Genomic DNA, 21,573 nt, shown 5'->3' with positions numbered 1-21,573 from the left:
TCTATTTCCGCATGCGCCTCACTTCTGCGCAAGCTGCTCCGTCGACCAGCCGCCGCCCAGCGCGCGGATCAGCTGCACGCTGGCGCGCAGGCGCTGCGTGTCCAATTGCAGCAGGCCGCGGGTTTCCTGCAGGGACGTGGTCTGCGCCTGCACCACGTCCAGGTAGCTCACCGCGCCATGCTTGTACTGGCTCATCGACAGATCCAGCGCGTGTTGCGCGGCGTCGGCGGCATCCTTTTGATTGGCGCTGGCAGTGCCGAGGTGGTCGAGCAGGGCGAGGTTGTCCTGCACCTGCTGGAAGGCGGTCAGCACGACACCCCGATAAGTGGCACCAGCCTCGTCCGTTTTCGCTTTCGCCGCGGCGATGGTGGCCTTGCGATAGCCACCGTCGAACAGGTCCAAAGCGAGCGTGGGGCCTAAGGCCCAGATGCGGTTGCCGGCGGTAAGCAGGTTCGCCCAGCCGGTGCTTTGGTAGCCGCCTTGCGCGTTGAGCGTCAGCGACGGGAACCACGCGGCGCGCGCCACGCCGATGCCTGCGTTCGCGGCGGCCACGCGGCGTTCTGCCGCCGCCACATCGGGGCGACGTTGCAGCAAGGTGGATGGCACGTCGAGTGGAATGACCGGCACTGGGACCGCATCGGTGCGCGCCTGCAGGCTGAAGCTCGCCGCGTTTTCGCCGACCAGTACGGCGATGGCGTCCTGCATCAAGGCGCGCTGGGCAAGCGTTTGCGACCACTGCGAACGCGCATCGGAAAGCTGCGTCTGCGCGCGCGATACATCCAGGCCAGAAACGATGCCGCCACCGTGCAGTGTCTGCGTCAGCTTCAGGGCTCTCTCGTACGCCTGGATGGTCTCCTGTAGCAGTTCGATCTGCTGGTCGAGGCCGCGTAGTTGCATGTAGCTGTCGGCAAGCTGCGCCTGCAGGCTCAATTGTGCCGAAGCAAGATCCGCCGCCGCGGCCAGCGCATTGTCGCGCCCGGCTTCGACCGTGTTGCGTACGCGGCCCCAAAGGTCCACCTCATAGCTGGCCTGTGCACTGACGGTGTAGCTGTTGTAGTCAGCCGGCGCAGCGGCATTGCGCAGCGGTGGCGCGTGATCGGATTCGCGCTGACGCTGCCCGGTGGCACCGAGCCCAATCTGCGGAAACAGCTCGGATCGCGCCTGCATCGCATAGGCCTGCGCCTGCTGGTAGTGCGCCAGTGCCGCGGCCAGATCGGCGTTGTTGGCCAGCAGTTTGATCTGCAACGTATCCAGTTCGGTGTCGTCGTAGAGATGCCACCAGTTCTCGCGCGGCGATTGATCGGACGGCTGCGCCGCCACCCACGGACCGACGTCGCGATAGGCTTGCGCCTGCGGCGTTGCTGGTGGCTGATAGGCCGGTGCCAGCGAGCAGCCGCCCAGCGCCGCAGCGATGGCGACGAAAAGCAGGGACTCAAGCTTTTTCATGAGGCTTGGCCGTCGCGTCTTCGCTTGCGATCTTCACGGCATCGCCGTCCTTGATGCCGTCGGGCGGGCTATCGATCACGCGGTCGCCGCTATCCAGGCCGGAACCAATTTCCACCGTTTTGCCGTAGTCAAAGAGAATGCTCACCTTCTTGAAGGCGACCTTGTCGCCTGTGCCAACGGTGGCCACGCGCAAGCCGGCGTTGTCGAAGATCAGCGAGCTGGCCGGCACGCGCAACGCCGTGGTATCCACCGGCAGGTTGAAGCGCACATGGGCGAAGCTGCCGGGCATAAGCTGGTTGTCAGTGTTGTCCACCTGCAGCTGCACCAGTGTGGTGCCGGACGTCGTGTTGATCGCATTCGACGTCGCTGCTATCTGGGCGTGGAATTCGCGGCCGGGGTATTCGGGTACCGTCAGCACGGCGTTACTGCCGGGGCGGATCGAAGGCCCATAGCGCTGCGGCACCTGCACGTACACGCGCAGCTTGTGGATGTCCGACACCACGAATAATTCCGGACCGGTGCCGCCGCCTGAGTTGATCAACGCGCCGACGTCGGTATCGCGCGCCGTCACTACGCCATCGAACGGCGCCACGATACGCGCAAATGCCTTGGTCGCTTGCAGACGATCGACATTAGCCTGCGCAGCTTTCATCTGCGCCAGCTTGGCAGTGTAGTCGGCGGTGCGCTGGTCCACGTCCTGCTGCGCGACCGAATCGCTGCCCAGCATTGCCTGCCAGCGCTTCGCCGTTACGCCGGCCAGATCCGCGTTTGCTTTGGCGCTGGCCAGGTCAGCACGCGCCTGCTGCAATTGCTGATCGAGTTCCGGCGTGAAAATTTCGCCGAGCAGCTGACCGGCCTTCACCGGCGCACCGATGTCGGTCTTCCACTCTTTCAGGTAACCGCTGACCTGCGCGTAGATCGGTGCGCGCGTATAGGCTTGCAGCTGACCGGGAAGATCCAGCACGGGGCCGGTTTTGCCGGGCTCCGGCACCACCACGCTGACCGTTGGCACGGCCTGTTCCTGCGTCCAGGTTTTCAGGCTGTTGGCCTGCGTGGCGCGCGTGATCAAGCCGATCACTACGATCGCAACCAAGATGGTGGCGACCACGATGCCGGTGAGGCGCAATCCGCGCTTGGACAGCTTCTGCGAAGGATGGATGGTTGCTTCAGACGACATAGCTTGGTTCTCCGGAAGCGTCGACTTTCTTCGCGACATGGGATGCTCTCGTCCTTTCTGCGTAGGCGTCACCGGCCCTGCCTGTTCGCAGATCACAGGGCCATCGGCGATGGCAGACTGGCCGTCTGTCGAGAAGATGGACCGAAGATATGCGGACAGACAGGGCCGGCCCGAAGGGTGATGTCCAGAAGGCCCGCAGGCTGCGCCGCGCGGCTTGGCAAGACGGCCAGTCTTCCCGGCGCCGCGCAACACACCCTGCGAGCCTTCTGGACATCATGCCGCCTGCGCAGAAAGGACGAGAGCATCCCTTCGCGCATGGATGATGCTGAACACCACCGGCACGAACAGCAGCGTCGCGCAGGTGGCGAAAATCAAACCGCCGATCACGGCGCGACCCAGCGGTGCGTTCTGCTCACCGCCCTCGCCCAGGCCCAGCGCCATCGGCGCCATGCCGATGATCATCGCCAGTGCCGTCATGCATACCGGGCGGAAGCGCGTGAAGCCGGCTTCGAGCGCCGCCAGCGTGGCGTCGCCGTGTTCGTCAAGCCGTTCGCGGCAGAAACTCACCACCAGAATCGAGTTGGCAGTGGCCACGCCCATGCACATGATTGCGCCAGTCAGCGCGGGTACCGACAGCGGCGTATGCGTGGCGAACAACATCCACACGATGCCGGACAGCGCCGCAGGTAGCGCGGTGATAATCACAAAGGGATCGCTCCACGATTGGAAATTCACCACGATCAAGAGATAGATCAGCACCACCGCGCCGAGCAGGCCGAAGATCAGGCCGGAGAACGCGCTGTTCATGGTCTGCACCTGGCCCAGCAACACCACGTGCGAACCCTTGGGCTGCTGGCTTGCAGTGCTGTCGATCAGCTTCTGCACGTCGGCGGCGACCGCGCCCAAGTCACGATCCTGCGTGGCGGCATAAATCTGCACCACCGACTGGATGTTGTACTGGTCGACCACCGCATTTGTGTCCTTGCGCTGCAGGGAAATCAGCCCGCCCAGCACCTGCGCCTGTCCGTTGCTGCCGTTGATCGGCAGGTTGCGCAATTGCGCCAGGCTATCGAGTGCGTACTGCGGCGTCTGCATCACGATGGGATACGACACGCCGTTGGCCGGATTCAACCAGAACGTCGGTGCCACCTGGCTGGAGCCGGCGAGGTTCACCACCAGGCTGTTGGTGATGTCGCGTTCGGTGATGCCGAGCAGCTGCGCCTGGGTACGATCCACATTTACGTCGAAGGACGGATTGGCCTGCGACTCCTGGATGCGCGCGTCCACCACACCGGGGATGTGCTTGATCTGCCCGAGCAGCGTATTCGCGTACACGAAGTTCGCAGCCAGGTTCGGCCCGCGAATCTGCAGATCGATCGGCGCAGGCGCACCAAAGTTCAGAATCTGGCTGACGATGTCCGCTGGGGGAAACGAGAAGGTCGTGCCCGGATACGTGTGCGGCAGCAGCTCGCGCAGCCTGCGCACGTATTCGGCGGTTGGGTGATGGCCTTCGTTGAGCGCGATCTGGATGTCGCCATCCTGTTCGCCGACCAGACCGGTGTTGTTGTAGGTGGTGTTGATGCCGCTGTTGGACAGGCCGATGTTGTCTACCACCGTGCCCAGCTCATTAGCGGGAATCACCTGCCGCACCGTCTTTTCGATGCTGTTGAACAGGTTGGCGGTGTCTTCCACGCGCGTGCCGACCTGCGCGCGCACGTGCATCAGGATCTGTCCACCATCCACATCGGGGAAGAAATTGCGACCCAGGAAGGGTACCAGCAGGAACGACACCAGCACGAAGGCCAGGAAGCCGATCACGAACGGCCTGCGATGCCCCAGCGCCAGCTCGAGCATGCCGTGATAGGTGGCGCGGATGCGCTCGAAACGCGCCTCAAACCCGCGCTGGAAGCGCACCAGCGGATTGCGCGAGACCGGCGGCGCAACATGCTCGCCGTGTTCGCCGACATGCGGCGCGTGCGGCTTCAACAGGTACTTCGCCATCGTCGGCACCAGGGTGCGCGAGAGGATGAACGAGCACACCATGGCGAACATCACCGCCTCGGCCATCGGCACGAACAGGAAGCGCGCCACGCCATCGAGGAAGAACATCGGCACGAACACGATGCAGATGCACAGCAGCGACACGAAGGCCGGCGTCACGATCTGCTTGGCGCCGTCGATGATCGCCGTTTCCACGTCCTTGCCGTGTTCGAGATGCCAGTTGATGTTCTCGATGGTCACGGTGGCGTCGTCCACCAGGATACCCACCGCCAGCGCCAAGCCGCCCAGCGTCATGATGTTGAGCGTTTCGCCAAAGGCGGACAGCAAGGCGATGGCACCGAGAATGGCCAGCGGAATCGACACGGCGATGATCACCGTGGAACGCCAGCTGCCCAGGAACAGCAGGATCATCAAACTCGTCAGCGCCGCCGCGATCACGCCTTCACGCGCCACGCCGGTGATGGCAGCGCGCACGAACAGCGATTGATCGCCGATCGGCGACACCTTGAGGTTGTCTGGCAGAATGCCCCGACTGTCGGCCAAGCGCTCTTTGATGCCTGCCACAATCGCTAATGTGGAGGCTGAGCCGTTCTTCAATATGCTGATCAGTACCGAGCGATTGCCATCCACGTGCACGATGTTTGTCTGCGGCGGTGCGCCGTCGCGCACATGGGCCACATCGCGAATGTAGATGGTAGTGCCATTGATCTGCTTGATCGGCAGATTGCCAAGATCATTGATATCCGAGGGCGCGTTGTTGAGATTCAACGTGTATTCGAACGTGCCGATCTTTTGCGTACCAACGGGAATGATCAGGTTCTGTGCCGCCAGCGCGTTGGCGACATCTTGCGCGGAGAGCCCGCGCGCTTGCAGGGCCGCGGAGTCAACGTCGATCTGCACTTGGCGCGTTTTACCCCCATAGGGATAAGGGATGGCCGCACCAGCCACGGACACCAATTGTGGACGCAGAATGTTGAGCGCCAGATCGCCAAGATTCTGTTCGCTCAGACCTTTGCCGGATAATGCGAGCTGCAGGATCGGCACCGTCGACGCGTTGTAATTAAGGATCAGCGGCGGCGTGGTTCCCGGTGGCAGCTGCTTGAGTATGTTCTGAGAAACCGCCGTTACCTGCGCATTGGCGGTCGCGATATTGACGGTAGGTTGAAAGAAGACTTTGACGATGCCGTAGCCGGCGATCGATTTGGCTTCGATATGCTCGACGTCATTCACCGTCGTGGTGAGCACACGTTCGTACGGCGAGGAGATGCGCCCCGCCATTTGATCGGCTGACAGGCCGGTGTACTGCCATACCACGGCGATCACCGGAATCTTGATATCCGGAAAAATATCCGTGGGCGTGCGCAAGGCCGCGAGCGGTCCTACGATCAGAATCAGCAGCGCGAGTACGACGAAGGTATAAGGCCGCTCCAGCGCAAGCCGTACAATCCTCAACATGTGGATGGGCTCCAGGGCTCAAGGAGTAGCGAAGTTCGAACCACGTGCCGCATCCATGGCATTCATGCAGTTGCCTGAGGGTTCGCGGCAGTCGCTCTACGCGGCTGCGTACTCCGCTTACACGCGCACTTCCAGTGGTTAGGGCGGGCATCGCCCGGGGAAAGGCTCTACCGGATGTGAAGGTTAGTTGTAGAGCTTGCTAAGATCGATACAGCATGGCGAATGGCTTGATACGCATGACGAATGATTATCTGGAGCTGCGGCATCTGAAGTACTTCGTCACGGTGGCCGACGAGCTTCATTTCGGCCGCGCGGCCGAACGATTAGGCATTTCGCAACCGCCGCTCAGCCAGCAAATTCATGCGCTGGAGCTGCGCCTGGGCGCCAAGCTGTTCGAGCGCAAGGGCCGTGGCATCGTGCTGAGCGGTGCGGGCACCGCGCTGTTGCCGCGTGCACGCGCCATTCTTACGCAGACCGAACGGGCCGCTGAATCCGTCGCTCGCTCACAGCGTGGAGAATTGGGCGAATTGCATCTTGGCCTGATGTCGTCCGGCCCATTCACGGTGGTAGTGCCGCGGGTGCTGGCGCGGTTTCGCGAACGCCTGCCCGACGTGCGGCTACTGATTCATGAGCTGGCAACGGCGCATCAGATCGACGCCCTGGGACAAGGGCTGATCGACGTCGGCGTGATCCGCCCCGAAGCGTTGCCCACCGGCATCAAGGCCATGGAACTGTTCAAGGATTCGCTCACCGTGGTAATGCATTCCAGCAATCCGCTGGCGGCAAAGAACGGCCCGATCGATATCACCGAACTGGCCAACGAGGATTTCATTTTCTATCAGCGCCACCTCGGCGTGCGGCTCTACGACGAGGTGATCGCGCTGTGCACGCGCGCGGGTTTCAGTCCGCGCATCCTTTATGAAGTGCGCGAGCTGCCCACCATCATCGGGCTGATCTCCGGCGGCTTCGGCGTGGGCGTGCTGCCCGGCTCGGTGCAGCGGATGGTGGTGGAAAACGTGGTTTACCGGCCGCTCGCGAACATGGAAACGGCTACGGCGGTATGGGCGATCTATCGCGACGATGCTAACGATCCGATGGTGCACGCGTTCCTGGACATCGCACAGTGCCTCGCGTCCAAGACATTGAAAGCAGAGCCGAAATAGCGCGCCATCACCGCCGGCATACGGTGCATGGGCATGCGTAGCGAGATGGGGGTGTCCGTGTTCGCTTACACCACGCTGTCGTTTTTGTGCACACATCTTCACGGCAACGATGCGTTTCCAAAAGCGCAGCGATTATGGCTGGAAACATCTCTTAATCATTTGTAAACTTATAAGTACATAAACCAACATTCCTATTCGCATAGGTAACTCGCAATGCGCATGCATCCCCTCACACGCGGCCTAGCTGCCGTGCTGATGTTTGCTCTACCGGCTCTACCCGCTATGGCGGCTCGTTTCGAATTGCAGGGCGGCGTCAGCTACATGGACAGCTACAGCGCACCCGCCGCGTTCGGCGAAGTGATCTTCGATGAACACCAATTCGGTAGCAGCAACTTCACCTGGGCACCCGACATCACCGCCGGCTGGATCGGCGGACGTGACCTCAAACGCTTCGACAACAGCCGTTACAACGGCAGCCGTTACACCACACGCGACGACATCGGCCTGGTAGGCGCCGGTGTGCGCATTCACTACGGTCCCGCCAATGCGTGGTATCGGCGGCTCTTCATCAGCGAGCAGCCCACCGTGCATACCGGGCGCACCTTGGCGCTGAGCAGCACCTATGAATTCATGACCACCGTGGGTTACCAGGGCGATCATTGGAGTGTGGGCTTTCGCCATATTTCCAATGCCGGTATCCATGAACCCAACCGCGGCGAGACGATGGCTGTGGTCGGTATCGCGTTCTGATTCGGCGCTTATTCGCGCTGCATAAAGCAACGGCCCCATTCGGGGCCGTTGTTGTTTTCGAATGGATGTTGTGAGTGTCAGCTCTGACGCGCCTTACATTGCCGTCATTCCCGCGAAAGCGGGAATCCATGGTGCTCTGAGGCTAAAAGCGAAGATGGATTCCCGCTTTCGCGGGAATGACGGCCCTGTGGTTACATGTGAGAGGACGAGCATCAATGCCCACCCGCCCCTGCTCCCGCCGTCTTCGCCGCAAATGGCGGCCTGGCCATCCAGATCACCACGATCAGCGACAGGAAGATCCAGCCCAGTAGGTGGAAGATTTCGTTGAACGAAATCTGCAAGCCCTGCAGCGTGATCGACTGGTTCAACACCGCCGCTGCCGTTTGCGAGTCGCCGGTCTGGCTGATCGCCTGCTGCAGGTTCGGGTTGTATGGCGTGATCTGTTCGGCGAGCTGAGAGTGATGCAGCACGCCGCGCCGTTGCCACATGAAGGTGGTGAGCGATGCCGCGAAACTGGCGCCCATCGTGCGCAAGAAGGTGGCAAGGCCACCGCCCGCGGCGATTTCATGCGGCTGCAGATCCGAAAGCAGGATGGTAGTCACTGGCATGAAGAAGAACGCTACGCCCAAACCCTGTAGCAACTGCACCAGCGCCACGTGGCTGAAATCGACGCCGATGTAGAAGTCCGAACGCAGAAAACACGTCATGCCCATCACCAGGAAGGCACCGCTGGTGAGTAAACGCAGGTCGAAGCGCGTGGCGTACTTGCCCACCATAAAGGTGAGCAGCACCGGCAACACACCCAGCGGTGCAGTGGCGAAGCCTGCCCACGTGGCGGTGTAGCCCAGGTTGATCTGCAGCCACTGCGGTACTAACAGGCCGATCGCGAAGAACGCCGCGTACGCCAGCACCAGCGAGATCGTGCCCATGCGGAAATTGCGATGGCGGAAAAGCTTGAGGTCGACGATCGGATCCTTGTCGGTCAATTCCCAGATCAGGAACACCACGATGGCGATGGCCGAGATGATTGAAGTGACAATGATGAAGTTGGAATTGAACCAGTCTTCGTCGGCGCCCTTGTCCAGCACCACCTGCAGCGCACCCACGCCGATCACCAGCGTGATCAGGCCCACGTAGTCGATCTTCGGCCGCTGCGTGACCACCTCGCGCAGGCGCATCTGATTCGCCACCACGCTGCTGGCGAAAATGCCGATTGGCACGTTGATAAAGAAAATCCACGGCCAGGAATAGTTGTCGGTGATCCAACCGCCCAGGATCGGGCCGGCGATCGGCGCCACCACCGTCACCATCGCCAGCAGCGCCAGCGCCATGCCTCGTTTCGCTGGTGGGTAAATCGAAATGAGCAGCGCCTGCGTGATCGGATACATCGGACCGGCCACCGCACCTTGAAGCGTGCGGAATCCGATCAGCATGCCCATGCTCTGTGCGATGCCGCACAGGAACGAGGCGAGCGAGAACAACAGCGTCGCCCACACGAACAGCTTCACTTCGCCGAAGCGGCGGGTGAGGAAGCCGGTGAGCGGCAGCGCAATGGCATTGCTCACGGCGAAGGATGTGATCACCCACGTGCTCTGGTCCGAGCTCACGCCGAGATTGCCGGCGATGGTCGGCAGCGACACGTTGGCGATGGTGGTGTCCAGCACCTGCATGAACGTGGCCAGCGACAAGCCGATTGTCGCGAGGACCAGGTTGGGTGGACGGAAGTGGGTGTTCATGATGTTCGCTCGTTGAGCTTGGGAACGGGAAACAGGGAACGGGGAACATGTGAAAGCGGGGCGAGATCAATTTCCGTCGCACTCCAGTGGGACGAGGAAACACGAGTCGCGTAATGCTTCATGTTTCCCGTTCCCTGTTCTCCGTTCCCCGCTTCATTTGCCCATATTCGCGTGAATGATCTGCTCGATCTGCGCATTCGCCGCAGCGAGCTGGTTCTGGTACACATCCGTGCTGAAGCGCGGTTCGCTGCGCGCACTCTGCGCCAGCGTCGGGCCATTCTGGTCGTGCAGATTCACTTCGGTGTCCAGCGACATGCCGATGCGCAGCGGATGCTGGTCGAGCTGCGACGGATCGGTGAACACCACGCGCACCGGAATGCGCTGCACGATCTTGATCCAGTTGCCGGTAGCGTTCTGCGCCGGCAGCAGCGAGAACGCGCTGCCCGTGCCCACGCCGAGGCTTTCCACCGTGCCCTTGTACTTCACCGAACCGCCGTACACGTCGGAGGTGATTTCCACCGGCTGGCCGATGCGCATATGGGTGAGCTGCGTTTCCTTGAAGTTGGCATCCACCCACACTTCATGCAGCGGCACCACCGCCATCAAGGCGGCACCCGGCTGCACGCGCTGGCCAACCTGCACGGTACGCTTGGCAACGTAGCCCGTCACCGGTGCCACCATCACGGTACGCACGTCATCGAGATACGCGGCGCGGTATTGCGCAGCGGCGGCCTTCACATCCGGATGCGAAGCGACGACGGTGTCATCCACCAGCACCTGGTTGGTCGCCAACTGCTGCTGGGACGTGGTCAACGCACTCAGCGCCGAGGTGAGCGCATCGCGGGCGTGAGCCAGTTCTTCGGCAGAGATCGCACCGCTCTTGGCCAGATCGCGGCGGCGGTTGTAGTCGGCCTGCGCCTTCTGCAACGCCACTTTCTCCACTGCCACCTGCGCCTGCGCGCCGGATACGGTGCTGTACAAGCCACGCACGCGACGCACGGTGTTAGCGAGGTTGGCGGAGGCGCGCTGCAGTCCGACATCCGAATCGGACTTATCGAGCGTCACCAGCACCTGGCCTTGTTTCACCAGATCACCGTCGTCTGCACCGATGCTGGTGACGGTGCCGGCGATACGCGGCGTGATCTGCACGATGTTGCCGTTGATGTAGGCGTCATCGGTACTTTCGTACCAGCGACCTACGATGAAATACCAGATCGTCCACGCAATGGCGGCGAGCACGAGCAGCGCCATCAGCAGCCGCAGCAGGATGCCGCGCCGGTTGTTGGCCGGCGGTGCCTGCACGGCAGACGTGTCGGCGGTATTGGGATTCGGACTGGACATGGGGGCTGCCTCAGATACGCAAGAAAATTATTTGGAGGAGAGTTCGGCGTCGGACTGCGGACGGAATCCACCGCCGAGCGCCTGGATCAGTTGCACGTTCAAATCAGACTGCTGCGCACGCAGCGCGGCCATGCGCTGTTCGGCGGCGAGCAATTCCTGGCGCACGCTGAGTGCTTCCAGGTAACTGCCGATGCCAGCCTTGTAACGCTGTTCGGCCAGCGTCCATGCATCGTTCGCGGCATCCAGCGCACGTTGCTGCGCGGCGATCTGCTGTTGCATCGAAGCGATGGCGTCGTAGTCGTCAGCCACTTCGTTGACGGCGGATACCAGCGTCTTGTTGTACTGCGCCACGGCGAGGTCGTACTGCGCGTCCTTGCTGTTCAAATTGGCGCGACGGCGGCCACCGTCGAAGATCGGCAGGCTGATCGCCGGTGCCGCTTCATAAAAACGGTTCTGCAGCGAGAACAGATTGCCGCCGCCGAGATTGATCAGTCCCGCCATCGCGCCGATGTTCACGTTCGGCAGGAATTCGGTCTTCGCGGATTGGATGTCCTTGCTCGCCGCTTCCACACGCCAGCGGGCGGCAACCAGATCGGCGCGATGGCCGACCAGTTCCACCGGCAGATTCGCCGGCACGCTCAACGCGGCGGACGGCAGCAACTGCGGCCGGGCAATGTCGAGGCCGCGATCGGGACCTTTGCCGAGCAGCACAGATAGCGCGATGCGTGCCGCATCGACCGCACGATCGGCCTGCGCCTTCTGCCCTTCTCCGCTGGCGACTTCCGAATCGCTCTGCTTGAGCTGCATCTGGTTGTCGATGCCGGCTGCGACACGCTGGCGCGTGAGATCGCGCGCATCGCCGGCACGTTTCAGTTCGGCAGCGGCGACGTCCTGCTGCGTATAGGCGTAACCCAGTTGCACATAAGCGCGCGCGACGTTGGTCGACAGCTCGATGCGTGCGGCTTGCGCGTCGATCTCCGCGGCGCGCTGTTGGCCCAGCGTCGCTTCCCATGCGTCGCGCTGGGCGCCCCACAAGTCGAGGTCCCACTTGAAGCTGCCGTACGCGTACTTGGCAGCGCCCATGTGGCCGTTGCCCAGGGCAGGAATGGAGGTGGGAATGCGCGCTTCGGCGACGCTAGCGCCAACGTTCACGGTGGGCTTGCGCGAAGCATCCGCCGCGCCGGCCGCGGCCTGCGCCTGACGGGCGCGTGCATCGGCTTCGGCCAGGCTCGGGTTGTCCCGCAACGCTTCGGCGATCAGCGAGGTGAGCTGCGGGTCGCCAAGGCCAGTCCACCAGTCGTCCTTGGGCCAGGCCGCGTCGGATACCTGCACGTTCGCGAGGCTGCGTTCCGCCTTCAGCGACGAAGGATCGGTCGGCGCGCCATTGGGGTGCAGGCCGCCGCTGGTCGCGCAACCAGCAAGGGCGAACGTCAATCCGACAGCAGCCGCAAGAGTTTGCAGACGCATGGCTTTCAGTCTCGAAGTTTGAAGTGAATGGAGCTGTGCATCGGGAAGCCTCTCCTGATGCTTTTCCGACTCGCCGAAACCGGCGCGTGCCAGCTGGCGGTCGCGCATTGGGTGCTTTCGTACCCACTACGCGGCAGGTCGTCCCTGGCCTGCTAGTTATTGTTTTTGTCGCGCAACGCGAGCAGTACGCGACTTAGGTAATCGTGCAAGTGTTCGCGCTCCATCTCGCTCAATGATCGCTGCGCGGCTTCCAGCACGCGCTCGTTACAGCCGGTCAGTTGCTGCCATAGCGCGTTGCCTTCTTCGGTGAGCTCGATGCGCAGGGCACGCCGGTCCTGCTCGTGGCGACAACGGCGCAGGTAACCCCTGCCCTCCAACTGGTCGAGCTGGCGCGTCATGGCGCCGCCGTCTAGTTCCACCGAGCGGGCCAGCTCGGTGGCCGTCATCGGCCCCAACACGGCCAGGCGCTTGAGGATCAGGAACTGGATGAAACGAAGATCCATGCCTTTGGCGACAATTTCTGCCTCGATGCTGCGCACCAGCTCGGTGCGGACGAGGCCGATCAGCACGCCCAGGCTTTCCTGGCTGGTGGGGGTAACGAGCGGTCCGGTGTTCATGGGAGCGGTATTTTATTGCTCCCGAAATATTTGTCAAGGCAAATATAAGCTCAGCACCTATTGTTTCTGCAAATGAACAGAAGTGAATTATTGTTCCGCTGGCGCTACCAGTTCGGCCAGCTCGTCCTCGAGCCAGGCCTTGAGTGCGGGGTCGCGCAGTTCGAACAGCTCGAACACGCCCAGCGCCCGCAGCGCCGGCAGTTGCGCCAGCAGGCGCGGTTCCATCGCCCGCCGCACCGCTTCGGGGGTGACGGGGTCGAGCATCTGATGGGCACAAGCAACGAAAGTCTCCAGCGGGGACTTGGAAACCTCGGATCTCACGGAAACGAGTTGAAGCGGTGACATGGCCTTTCCTTTTTGTTTGCAGCGGATCGCTCATAAAGACGAACGAACGAGATCTGCCGTGACCGACATCGTCACGTCTGCGCCGTAAAGCGCAGTCATCGGCAAACCCCTGGGATGGATCGGAAAAGCCGCGAGCGGCGGCGGCGGCGAGAAAACCCGGCATGGCCGGGCAGTAAAGACAGCTTAGGCAAACGCGATGACAAACTGATAACGTCATTTGGTCAAAAAATGTCGAGATTCGGCCATGCAGCGGACTAAAGAAGAACTCTTCGACCTGATCGAACGCCTGGATGGCCCTGCCCTGATCACTTACTGGGACGACGGCGAAGCCTTCAGCGAATACAAGCAGGACACCAAGCAATACGACTGGCACAGCCACGCACGCGGGCAATTCTTCTGCGTGGAAAGCGGGCTGGTGCATATGCACACCGCGCATGGCTCGTGGCTGCTGCCGCCGCATCGCGCCGGCTGGATGCCGTCCGGCGAACTGCACAAAGTGAGCATCAACGGTCCGCTCACGGGCTGGGGCGTGTTCCTGCATCCGAGCCTCGCCCATTGCCTGCCTGAGCGGCCGTGCGTGATTGGCGTGACCGCGCTGATGCGCGAGCTGGTCCATCGCGCCAGCTCCTGGACGTGGAATCCGGAACTCAATGAACGGCAGGAGCGCGTGATGGCCGTGCTGCTGGATGAGATCCGCGACGCCCCGCTCGAACCGCTGCATCTGCCGATGCCGATAGATCGCCGCCTGTTGCGCATCGCCAACGCCGTACTGGAACAACCGGACGACAACCGCAGCCTGGAGGAATGGGCAACCTGGGCCGGCCTTTCCGTGCGCACGTTGAGCCGCCTGTTCCGCGCCGAGACCGCGCTGAGCTTTGCCCAGTGGCGCCAACAGGCGCGGCTCACCAAAGGCTTGGAGCAACTGGCCGAAGGCCTGCCAGTGGCCGCGGTAGCGGACGGCCTGGGCTATGCCAGCACCAGCGCCTTCATCGCCATGTTCCGCCGTTGCTTTGGCCATCCGCCGGCGCGGTATTTCGGACAGCGAGCGGCGGCGTAGCGGTCAGGGCGTCTCATTCCCTGCGACAGCGAACGTCAAGCATGGTCGTCGCGACAGCCCAGGGAAGAGGGGAGTTTTACGCGACGGAATCACCCCTATGTCATGATCGATGAGCCCTCGCCCGCTCTGTGATCGCGGGTTACCTACGATGCCTTTGCAGAATTTCCATCCCGCGGTTGCCGCCTGGTTCGGCAACACGTTCCCGGCGCCAACGTCCGCGCAGGCTGCCGCCTGGCCGGCGATCAGGGCAGGGCGGCACACGCTGGTCGCTGCGCCGACCGGTTCGGGTAAAACGCTCACCGCCTTTCTCGCGGCGATCGATCAACTGGTGCAGGAAAGCGTTGCGCGCGGCGGCACGCTGCCGGATGAAACGCGCGTGGTGTACGTATCGCCGCTGAAGGCGCTGTCGAACGACATCCACATCAACCTGGAAGCGCCGCTGGAAGGCATTGGCGTTGAACTGGAAAAGCTCGGCCTGCCCGGCGCACCAATCCGCACTGCCGTGCGTACCGGCGATACGCCGCAGGCCGAACGCAACCTGATGCGCAAGGCGCCGCCGCACGTCCTGGTGACCACGCCCGAATCGCTGTACGTGCTGATGGGTTCGCTGTCCGGACGCGAGATGCTCAAGAGCGTGCGCAGCGTGATCGTGGATGAAATCCATGCCGTTGCAAGCAGCAAGCGCGGCGCGCATCTGGCGTTGACGCTGGAACGTCTGGAGGCGTTGTGTCAGCGGCCGTTGCAGCGGATTGGTTTGTCAGCGACACAGAAGCCGATTGAGGACGTTGCAAAATTTCTAGTAGGGGAGGGCACCGGCCTTGCTCCGGCGCCCTTGCAGGAAGAACACACTTCTCCCTCTCCCCCTCGGGGAGAGGGCCGGGGTGAGGGGCCAACCTCGCGAGCAGTCGCAAAAGAGCCCCTACTCGTCACCGCAGACCTCTTCGCAAGAGTATCCCCTGTCCCCGAAGGGGAGAGGGTGAAGACCACCCACTGCACCATCATCGACGTCGGCCACACCCGCGCGCGCGATCTCGCCATCGAAGTGCCGCCGGTGCCGCTGGAAGCGGTGATGTCCAACGACACCTGGGAGTTGGTCTACAACCAGCTCGCGCAACTCGTCGAGCAGCACCGCACCACGCTGGTATTCGTCAACACGCGACGCATGGCCGAGCGCTTGGCACGGCATTTGTCCGAACGGCTGGGCCACGAAACCGTCGCCGCGCATCACGGCAGTCTTGCCAAAGAACATCGCCTGGAAGCCGAGCAACGACTGAAGCGCGGCGATCTGAAAGTGTTGGTCGCGACCGCATCGCTGGAACTCGGTATCGATATTGGCGATGTCGATCTCGTCTGCCAGCTTTCCTCGCCACGTTCCATTGCCGCCTTCCTGCAGCGCGCCGGCCGTTCCGGCCACGCGGTGAACGGCACACCAAAGGCGCGGCTATTTCCCACCAGCCGTGATGATCTAGTCGAATGCGCTGCCTTGCTCGACTGTGTGCGCCGCGGCGAACTCGACACGCTCGTTCAACCGCCGCAACCGCTCGACGTGCTGGCCCAGCAGATCGTGGCGGAAGTAGCTTGCGCGGAATGGGACGAGGATGCGCTGTTTGACCTAGTCCGCCGCGCCTATCCGTATCGCACGCTACCGCGCGAAACCTTCAACGCCATCGTGCGCATGCTGGCTGACGGTTTCAGCACGCGACGCGGTGCACGGGCTGCGTATATCCATCGCGATGCCGTGCATCACGCATTGCGCGCGCGACGCGGTGCGCGGCTCACCGCCGTCACCTCCGGCGGCACCATTCCCGACACCGCCGATTACCTGGTGGTGCTGGAACCGCAAGCCACCATTGTCGGCACAGTGAACGAAGATTTCGCCGTCGAAAGCATGGCCGGCGACATCTTCCAGCTCGGCAACACCAGCTATCGCATTCAACGTGTGGAACGCGACCGCCTGCGCGTAGAAGATGCGCAAGGCGCGCCACCAAGCATTCCGTTCTGGCTAGGTGAAGCGCCGGGTCGCAGCAATGAACTCTCCGTTGGCGTATCGCGCTTGCGCGAAGAACTGTCGACGCATATCGATGCCGATGGCGTGCAGGCGGCATTCGACTGGTTGCGCCAAGCGCTCGGCCTGAACGAACCTGCCGCACAGCAGATCGTGGAGTACCTCGCCAAAGCCAAGGCCGCGCTCGGCGTAATGCCTACGCAAGCCACGCTGGTGTTCGAGCGTTTCTTCGACGAATCCGGCGGCACGCAGTTGGTGATTCACACGCCGTGGGGCAGCCGCATCAACAAGGCTTGGGGCTTGGCGCTGCGTAAGCGCTTCTGCCGCCAGTTCAATTTCGAACTGCAGGCAGCCGCCACCGAAAACGCAATCGTGCTGTCGCTTTCCACCAGCCACAGTTTTCCGCTGATCGAAGTGGCACGCTATCTGCACAGCAACACCGCCGAGCACGTGCTGGTGCAGGCGCTGCTGGATGCACCGCTGTTCCCGGTGCGCTGGCGCTGGAACGCGGTGACCGCGCTGGCCTTGCCACGCTATGCCGGCGGCAAGAAAGTACCCGCGCCCTTGCAGCGCATGAAGAGCGAAGACCTGCTCGCCGCCGTGTTCCCCGACCAGGTGGCCTGTCTGGAAAACATCGTCGGCGAACGGCAGATTCCCGATCATCCGCTGGTCAACCAGACTCTACACGATTGTCTGCGCGAAGCGATGGACGTGGAGGGCCTGCTCAGCGTGCTCAAGCGCATCGAATCGGGCGACATCACCGTCGTCGCACGCGACCTCACTGCGCCCAGTCCGCTCGCCAGTGAAGTGCTCAACGCCGCGCCGTATGCCTTCCTCGACGACGCGCCACTGGAAGAACGCCGCACACGCGCTGTGCAAACGCGCCATTGGAACGGCATCGAAGACACCGACGACCTGGCCAAGCTCGATCCGGAAGCGATCGCTGCCGTGCGTGCCGAAGCATGGCCGGAAGTGCGCAGCGCGGATGAAATGCATGAAGCGCTCAACGTGCTGGGGTTCGTGACCGACGAAGATGCTGCATCGAACGAAGGATGGCTCGACTCGCTACACAAGCTCGCAAAGGTTCATCGCGCCACGCTTCTTACTCCCTCTCCCCTCCGGGGAGAGGGCGGGGGTGAGGGGCCAACCTCGCGCGGTCTATGGATCTGCGCCGAAAAACTCCCAATGTGGCAAGCAGTCCACGATCAAGCCGTGCTGCATCCACCTATCGCTGCCCCCGCCGAATACACCGCACAAACCTGGACGCGTGAAGAAGCGCTGCTAGAACTCGTGCGCGGCCGCCTCACCGGCCTCGGCCCCAGCACCGTCGCCGCGCTGGCTGCATCCATGCAAGTCGACGCCACCGACATCGACCTCGCGCTGATCCGCCTGCAAACCGAAGGCTACGTAATGCAGGGCCATTTCACGCCGGATGCGCACGACATCGAATGGTGCGAGCGCCACCTGCTCGCCCGCATCCACCGCTATACCATCGGCCGCCTGCGTCGCGAAATCGAACCGGTCAGCCGCCGCGACCTGATGCGCTTCCTGCTCGAATGGCAGCACACCACGCCAGGCACGAAACTCAGCGGCCCCGATGCGCTCAGCGCCGTGCTCAACCAATTCGAAGGTTTCGAAGCAGCTGCCGGCGCTTGGGAGAACGAACTGCTTGCCTCGCGTATCGAGGACTATTCCAGCCGCTGGCTAGACGAACTCTGCCGCGCCGGACGCATCGGCTGGAACCGCCTACGCAGCGGCGGTGGCAGCGGCGGCCCGGTGCGCGCCACACCGATCGTGCTTTTGCCGCGCCGCCAGTTGGCCATCTGGACGTCCATGGCCGACCGCAGCCAGGACCAGGAACCGCTGCTTTCTTCTCGCGCACAAGCTGTTGCCGACGCATTGACCGCACACGGCGCGCTGTTCTTCGACGAATTGCTCGACGCTGCGCACCTGCTGCGCACCGAACTGGAAGATGCGCTCGGCGAACTGGTTTCCGCCGGTCGCGTAACGTCCGACAGCTTCGCCGGGCTGCGCGCCTTGCTCACGCCAGCCGCCAAACGCGAATCACCGCGGCATCGCCGTGTGCGTCGACATACTTTGAGCGAAATCGAAGATGCAGGACGCTGGTCGCTGGTCCGAAAACCTCCTACCCCCTCTCCCCTCCGGGGAGAGGGCCGGGGTGAGGGGCCAACCTCGCGAGAAACCAACACCGACGAAACCATCGAACACATCGCCCGCACACTGCTCCGCCGCTACGGCGTCGTCTTCTGGAAACTCCTCGAACGCGAAGCCCCCTGGCTCCCTTCGTGGCGCGAACTACTACGCGTCTACCATCGCCTAGAAGCCCGCGGCGAAATCCGCGGCGGCCGTTTCGTGGAAGGCCTGGTCGGCGAACAGTTCGCGCTTCCCGAAGCTATCGCGCACCTGCGCAGCATCCGCCTACGCCCACCGGAACAACAACGCGTCACCCTGAGCGGCAGCGATCCACTCAACCTTGTCGGCACCGTCCTCGCCGGCGACCGCCTGCCCGCCCTGGCCGGCACACGCGTGCTGTACGAAGATGGTGTGCCTGTCGCTGCTTTAGTCGCCAACAAGCCACAATGGCTGATCGAAGGCGATCTCGCCCAACAACGCCGTTGGTACAACGCTTTACTACGACGTCCAGAACCCGACGGCACCAGCGATGTGACCTACGTGCATCGCTGAGTCACGCGCTTTCGCTCAGCGGTGTCTATAGGTTTATCCCGTGAAATGTATCCCGCTATCCGAATGAGGAAGCCATGCACTACTCCCGTCTATGCGCACTGCTCATCGATTGCAACACACCCGATATCGACAAAGCCGCCAGCTTCTGGGCCGAGGCATTGGGGCGGCCCGTAGACCACGATCATCCAGGCACCCGCGGCAATTACCGCATGCTGGAAACGCCGGAGGACGAACCCATCGTTGAAATCCAGCGCGTCGATCATGAGAGCAGAGTCCACATAGATATCGAGACCGACGACATCCCTGCCGAAGTGGCCCGCCTCGAAAAACTAGGCGCTCATGTGGTTGCTCGCCTCGAGCGTTGGGTCGTGATGCAAGCGCCCACCGGGCAGCGATTTTGTGTGGTCCGAATACAACGCCCGGGATTCCCCAAGAATGCCAATCGATGGGGTTGACGGGAACTGCAATGCTTCAACCGCAACCGCACCTGATCGATCAGGTGCGGAGCACCGCCCTCCGTCACCACGGCAATTTTGCCCGCATACTCCGCGCAACACCCGGATATGTCAGGATCGTACTTACTTTTGCGCGAATTTAGCCTAGAGGCTTGATCTAACTATTCATTTCGGCGCACGCCTTTGGCGCCGCTTAACTCAGGCGTTAGCCTAGGAGGAGAAGTCATGCCTACAGCCAAGCCTTTCCGTAATTCTGCGGCATTCGGTAAACGTATTGAGTACTGGATCATTGGGCGTATGCTCAAGGAAGGGCTAGATGTATACATTCCTTTGGTCGACGATCACGCTGTCGATGCAATCATTAAAAGACATGATGGAACGACGGCGCTCATTCAGATCAAGGCTCGCTCAAAAGATGTAATTCCAGGAGATGCGGCCTTATTTTCCGCAATTCCGCACGAAGAAATTCGCCAGAATTATTGGTTTGTCTTCTATTCTGAACGCATGAATATGATGTGGATCATGACATCCAAGGAGTTCGACCGAGAAGCACTAAAGAATAAAACCGGAAAAAATGTTGGCCTGCGATCTATTTGGTTCAATGGCAAGAGAAAAGACAAAGCATCCGGTATTGCGTCTGAGTACTGCAAGCCAAAGTGGGAGAAGTATCTTGCGAATGATTTCAGTCGCATCGCGAAAGACGAAAACTAGCATCTACCTGCGTGCAGTACAGCACTCCCCTAAAGGCGAGGTAGCCTCTAACAAGTGGTCCAAGCGGACGCGCGTACCGCGCGCTGCTCAACTCGGGCGTTAGGCTACAGATAGATGCTTACCTCATTCTGGTTCAACACAAACACAGGTTTAGGCTTTGGTGTAACCGCTGAGTCCCAAGAAGCAGCGGAAGAACTCCTGCGCCAATACGGCTATCTCTCGACTGGCACAGAGGTTACTGGGGTAATTTTCGGCATTGAGTTTGCTGCCCTTGACCAGAAGCATGTGGTTCCAAATGCCGGTCCAATGGTTATAAGGGGTGTTTGGTATCCAAGGCATAACGTGTAACGTTGTGCCTAACTACTCGTCCAAGCGGACGCGCGTACCGCGCGCCACTTAACTTAAGCGTTAGGCCACATAAGGAGAGCCTCTGTGATCTGTCGTATATGGCACGGACGAACCGCTCGAGCTAAAGCCGACGAGTATGCGAGCTTCCTGGAAAAACGTGCCATTCCTGATTACAGATCAATTCCTGGCAACATCAACGTTGCCGTGTTGCGTCGCGACGATGGGGAAACGACTCACTTTCTTACAGTAACGTACTGGGACTCTGAGGATTCCATTCGCTCTTTCGCGGGGAATGATCTCTTAAGAGCCAAGTACTATCCGGAAGATCAAGCCTACCTTCTAGAGTTTGAGCCGTTCGTTCAGCACTATGCTGTGGTGGCACAGGAAAATGTCGCCTGACAAGTCGTCTAGGTGGACGCGCGAAAATGCCGCGCGCCGCTTAACTCAGGCGCTGGGCTTCGTCACAAGGAACCTCGTATGAATGGTCCTAAGATTGTCGTTTTGTCCATCATCGTCTTGTGGCTGACCATTGCAGTCATTGTGATCGGTTACCCGCTAATTGCCGGCCGTATCAAGGTCGGGTTAGATCCTGTCAGTCGAGACAATGACCCTCAGGCGTTCTGGAAGGCATACGTCTTCTCAACCACTTTGTTCATTGCTGTAACCATCGCAGCTGGGTTCTTCGTACATTCGATTCTGCGCTAGAACCCCCCGTGTGAAGGTTTGTGCAAGGTTGCACCCAACTATTCGCTTAAGCGGACCGTTGCGAATCGCTTCCGTAAACTCAAACTCT

Annotated in this window: 16 protein-coding genes; 8 read left to right on the top strand and 8 right to left on the bottom strand. The window is 61.6% G+C overall.

What is annotated here, in order from left to right; all coding sequences use genetic code 11:
- Positions 1–18: 18 nt before the first annotated feature.
- The 3 genes from ISP18_RS18555 to ISP18_RS18545 form a co-directional block, all read right to left on the bottom strand.
- On the bottom strand, positions 19–1,446 hold the full coding sequence (locus ISP18_RS18555; RefSeq protein ID WP_380015617.1) for an efflux transporter outer membrane subunit: 1,428 nt from the start codon (positions 1,444–1,446) through the stop codon (positions 19–21).
- The gene (locus ISP18_RS18550) at positions 1,433–2,623 is read right to left on the bottom strand and encodes an efflux RND transporter periplasmic adaptor subunit (RefSeq protein WP_380015614.1); all 1,191 of its coding nucleotides are present in this window, start codon (positions 2,621–2,623) and stop codon (positions 1,433–1,435) included. Before ISP18_RS18550 ends, ISP18_RS18555 begins: the two co-directional genes overlap by 14 nt.
- A 273-nt stretch (positions 2,624–2,896) precedes the next feature.
- Positions 2,897–6,079 (bottom strand): efflux RND transporter permease subunit, encoded by a 3,183-nt coding sequence (locus tag ISP18_RS18545; protein WP_380015611.1) that lies wholly within the window; start codon positions 6,077–6,079, stop codon positions 2,897–2,899.
- Positions 6,080–6,315: 236 nt separating this feature from the next.
- Here ISP18_RS18545 and ISP18_RS18540 point away from each other — a divergent pair, with 236 nt between their 5' ends.
- Entirely contained in the window at positions 6,316–7,242 is a 927-nt protein-coding gene (locus ISP18_RS18540) for a LysR substrate-binding domain-containing protein (RefSeq protein ID WP_380015608.1), read from the top strand.
- Between the two features lie 213 nt (positions 7,243–7,455).
- Positions 7,456–7,992, top strand: coding sequence for an acyloxyacyl hydrolase (locus ISP18_RS18535; protein WP_380015605.1), 537 nt, complete (start codon positions 7,456–7,458; stop codon positions 7,990–7,992).
- Between the two features lie 212 nt (positions 7,993–8,204).
- On the opposite strand, the gene ISP18_RS18530 is transcribed toward ISP18_RS18535, so the two are convergent.
- From ISP18_RS18530 to ISP18_RS18510, 5 genes are all read right to left on the bottom strand, one after another.
- A complete protein-coding gene (locus ISP18_RS18530; protein ID WP_380015602.1) occupies positions 8,205–9,728 on the bottom strand; it encodes a DHA2 family efflux MFS transporter permease subunit in 1,524 nt (507 codons plus the stop codon).
- A 153-nt stretch (positions 9,729–9,881) separates the two neighbouring features.
- The gene (locus ISP18_RS18525; protein WP_380015599.1) at positions 9,882–11,069 is read right to left on the bottom strand and encodes an efflux RND transporter periplasmic adaptor subunit; all 1,188 of its coding nucleotides are present in this window, start codon (positions 11,067–11,069) and stop codon (positions 9,882–9,884) included.
- A 27-nt stretch (positions 11,070–11,096) separates the two neighbouring features.
- Complete coding sequence (locus tag ISP18_RS18520; RefSeq protein WP_380015596.1) at positions 11,097–12,536, bottom strand: efflux transporter outer membrane subunit; 1,440 nt, start codon at positions 12,534–12,536, stop codon at positions 11,097–11,099.
- 152 nt (positions 12,537–12,688) lie between these two features.
- Positions 12,689–13,153 carry a MarR family winged helix-turn-helix transcriptional regulator gene (locus ISP18_RS18515; RefSeq protein WP_380015593.1) on the bottom strand — a complete coding sequence of 155 codons (465 nt, stop codon included), beginning with the start codon at positions 13,151–13,153 and terminating at the stop codon, positions 12,689–12,691.
- Between the two features lie 87 nt (positions 13,154–13,240).
- Positions 13,241–13,498 (bottom strand): hypothetical protein, encoded by a 258-nt coding sequence (locus tag ISP18_RS18510; protein WP_380015590.1) that lies wholly within the window; start codon positions 13,496–13,498, stop codon positions 13,241–13,243.
- Positions 13,499–13,742: 244 nt separating this feature from the next.
- Between ISP18_RS18510 and ISP18_RS18505 the strand changes: the two genes are divergently transcribed.
- The 6 genes from ISP18_RS18505 (at position 13,743) to ISP18_RS18480 (ending at position 21,485) form a co-directional block, all read left to right on the top strand.
- Positions 13,743–14,555 carry an AraC family transcriptional regulator gene (locus tag ISP18_RS18505; protein WP_380015587.1) on the top strand — a complete coding sequence of 271 codons (813 nt, stop codon included), beginning with the start codon at positions 13,743–13,745 and terminating at the stop codon, positions 14,553–14,555.
- Between the two features lie 148 nt (positions 14,556–14,703).
- A complete protein-coding gene (locus ISP18_RS18500; protein WP_380015584.1) occupies positions 14,704–19,266 on the top strand; it encodes a DEAD/DEAH box helicase in 4,563 nt (1,520 codons plus the stop codon).
- A gap of 74 nt (positions 19,267–19,340) precedes the next feature.
- Positions 19,341–19,721 carry a VOC family protein gene (locus tag ISP18_RS18495; protein WP_380015581.1) on the top strand — a complete coding sequence of 127 codons (381 nt, stop codon included), beginning with the start codon at positions 19,341–19,343 and terminating at the stop codon, positions 19,719–19,721.
- 225 nt (positions 19,722–19,946) lie between these two features.
- On the top strand, positions 19,947–20,432 hold the full coding sequence (locus ISP18_RS18490) for a hypothetical protein (RefSeq protein ID WP_380015578.1): 486 nt from the start codon (positions 19,947–19,949) through the stop codon (positions 20,430–20,432).
- A 432-nt stretch (positions 20,433–20,864) separates the two neighbouring features.
- Positions 20,865–21,179, top strand: a complete 315-nt coding sequence (locus ISP18_RS18485; RefSeq protein ID WP_380015575.1) for an antibiotic biosynthesis monooxygenase family protein — start codon at positions 20,865–20,867, stop codon at positions 21,177–21,179.
- 78 nt (positions 21,180–21,257) lie between these two features.
- Complete coding sequence (locus ISP18_RS18480) at positions 21,258–21,485, top strand: hypothetical protein (RefSeq protein WP_380015572.1); 228 nt, start codon at positions 21,258–21,260, stop codon at positions 21,483–21,485.
- Positions 21,486–21,573 lie beyond the last annotated feature (88 nt).

It is taken from the genome of Dyella humi (assembly GCF_044904605.1).
Lineage (GTDB): Bacteria > Pseudomonadota > Gammaproteobacteria > Xanthomonadales > Rhodanobacteraceae > Dyella_B > Dyella_B humi.
The sequence above is the reverse complement of the archived record's forward strand: the minus strand, read 5'-3'. Positions and strand labels throughout refer to the sequence as shown.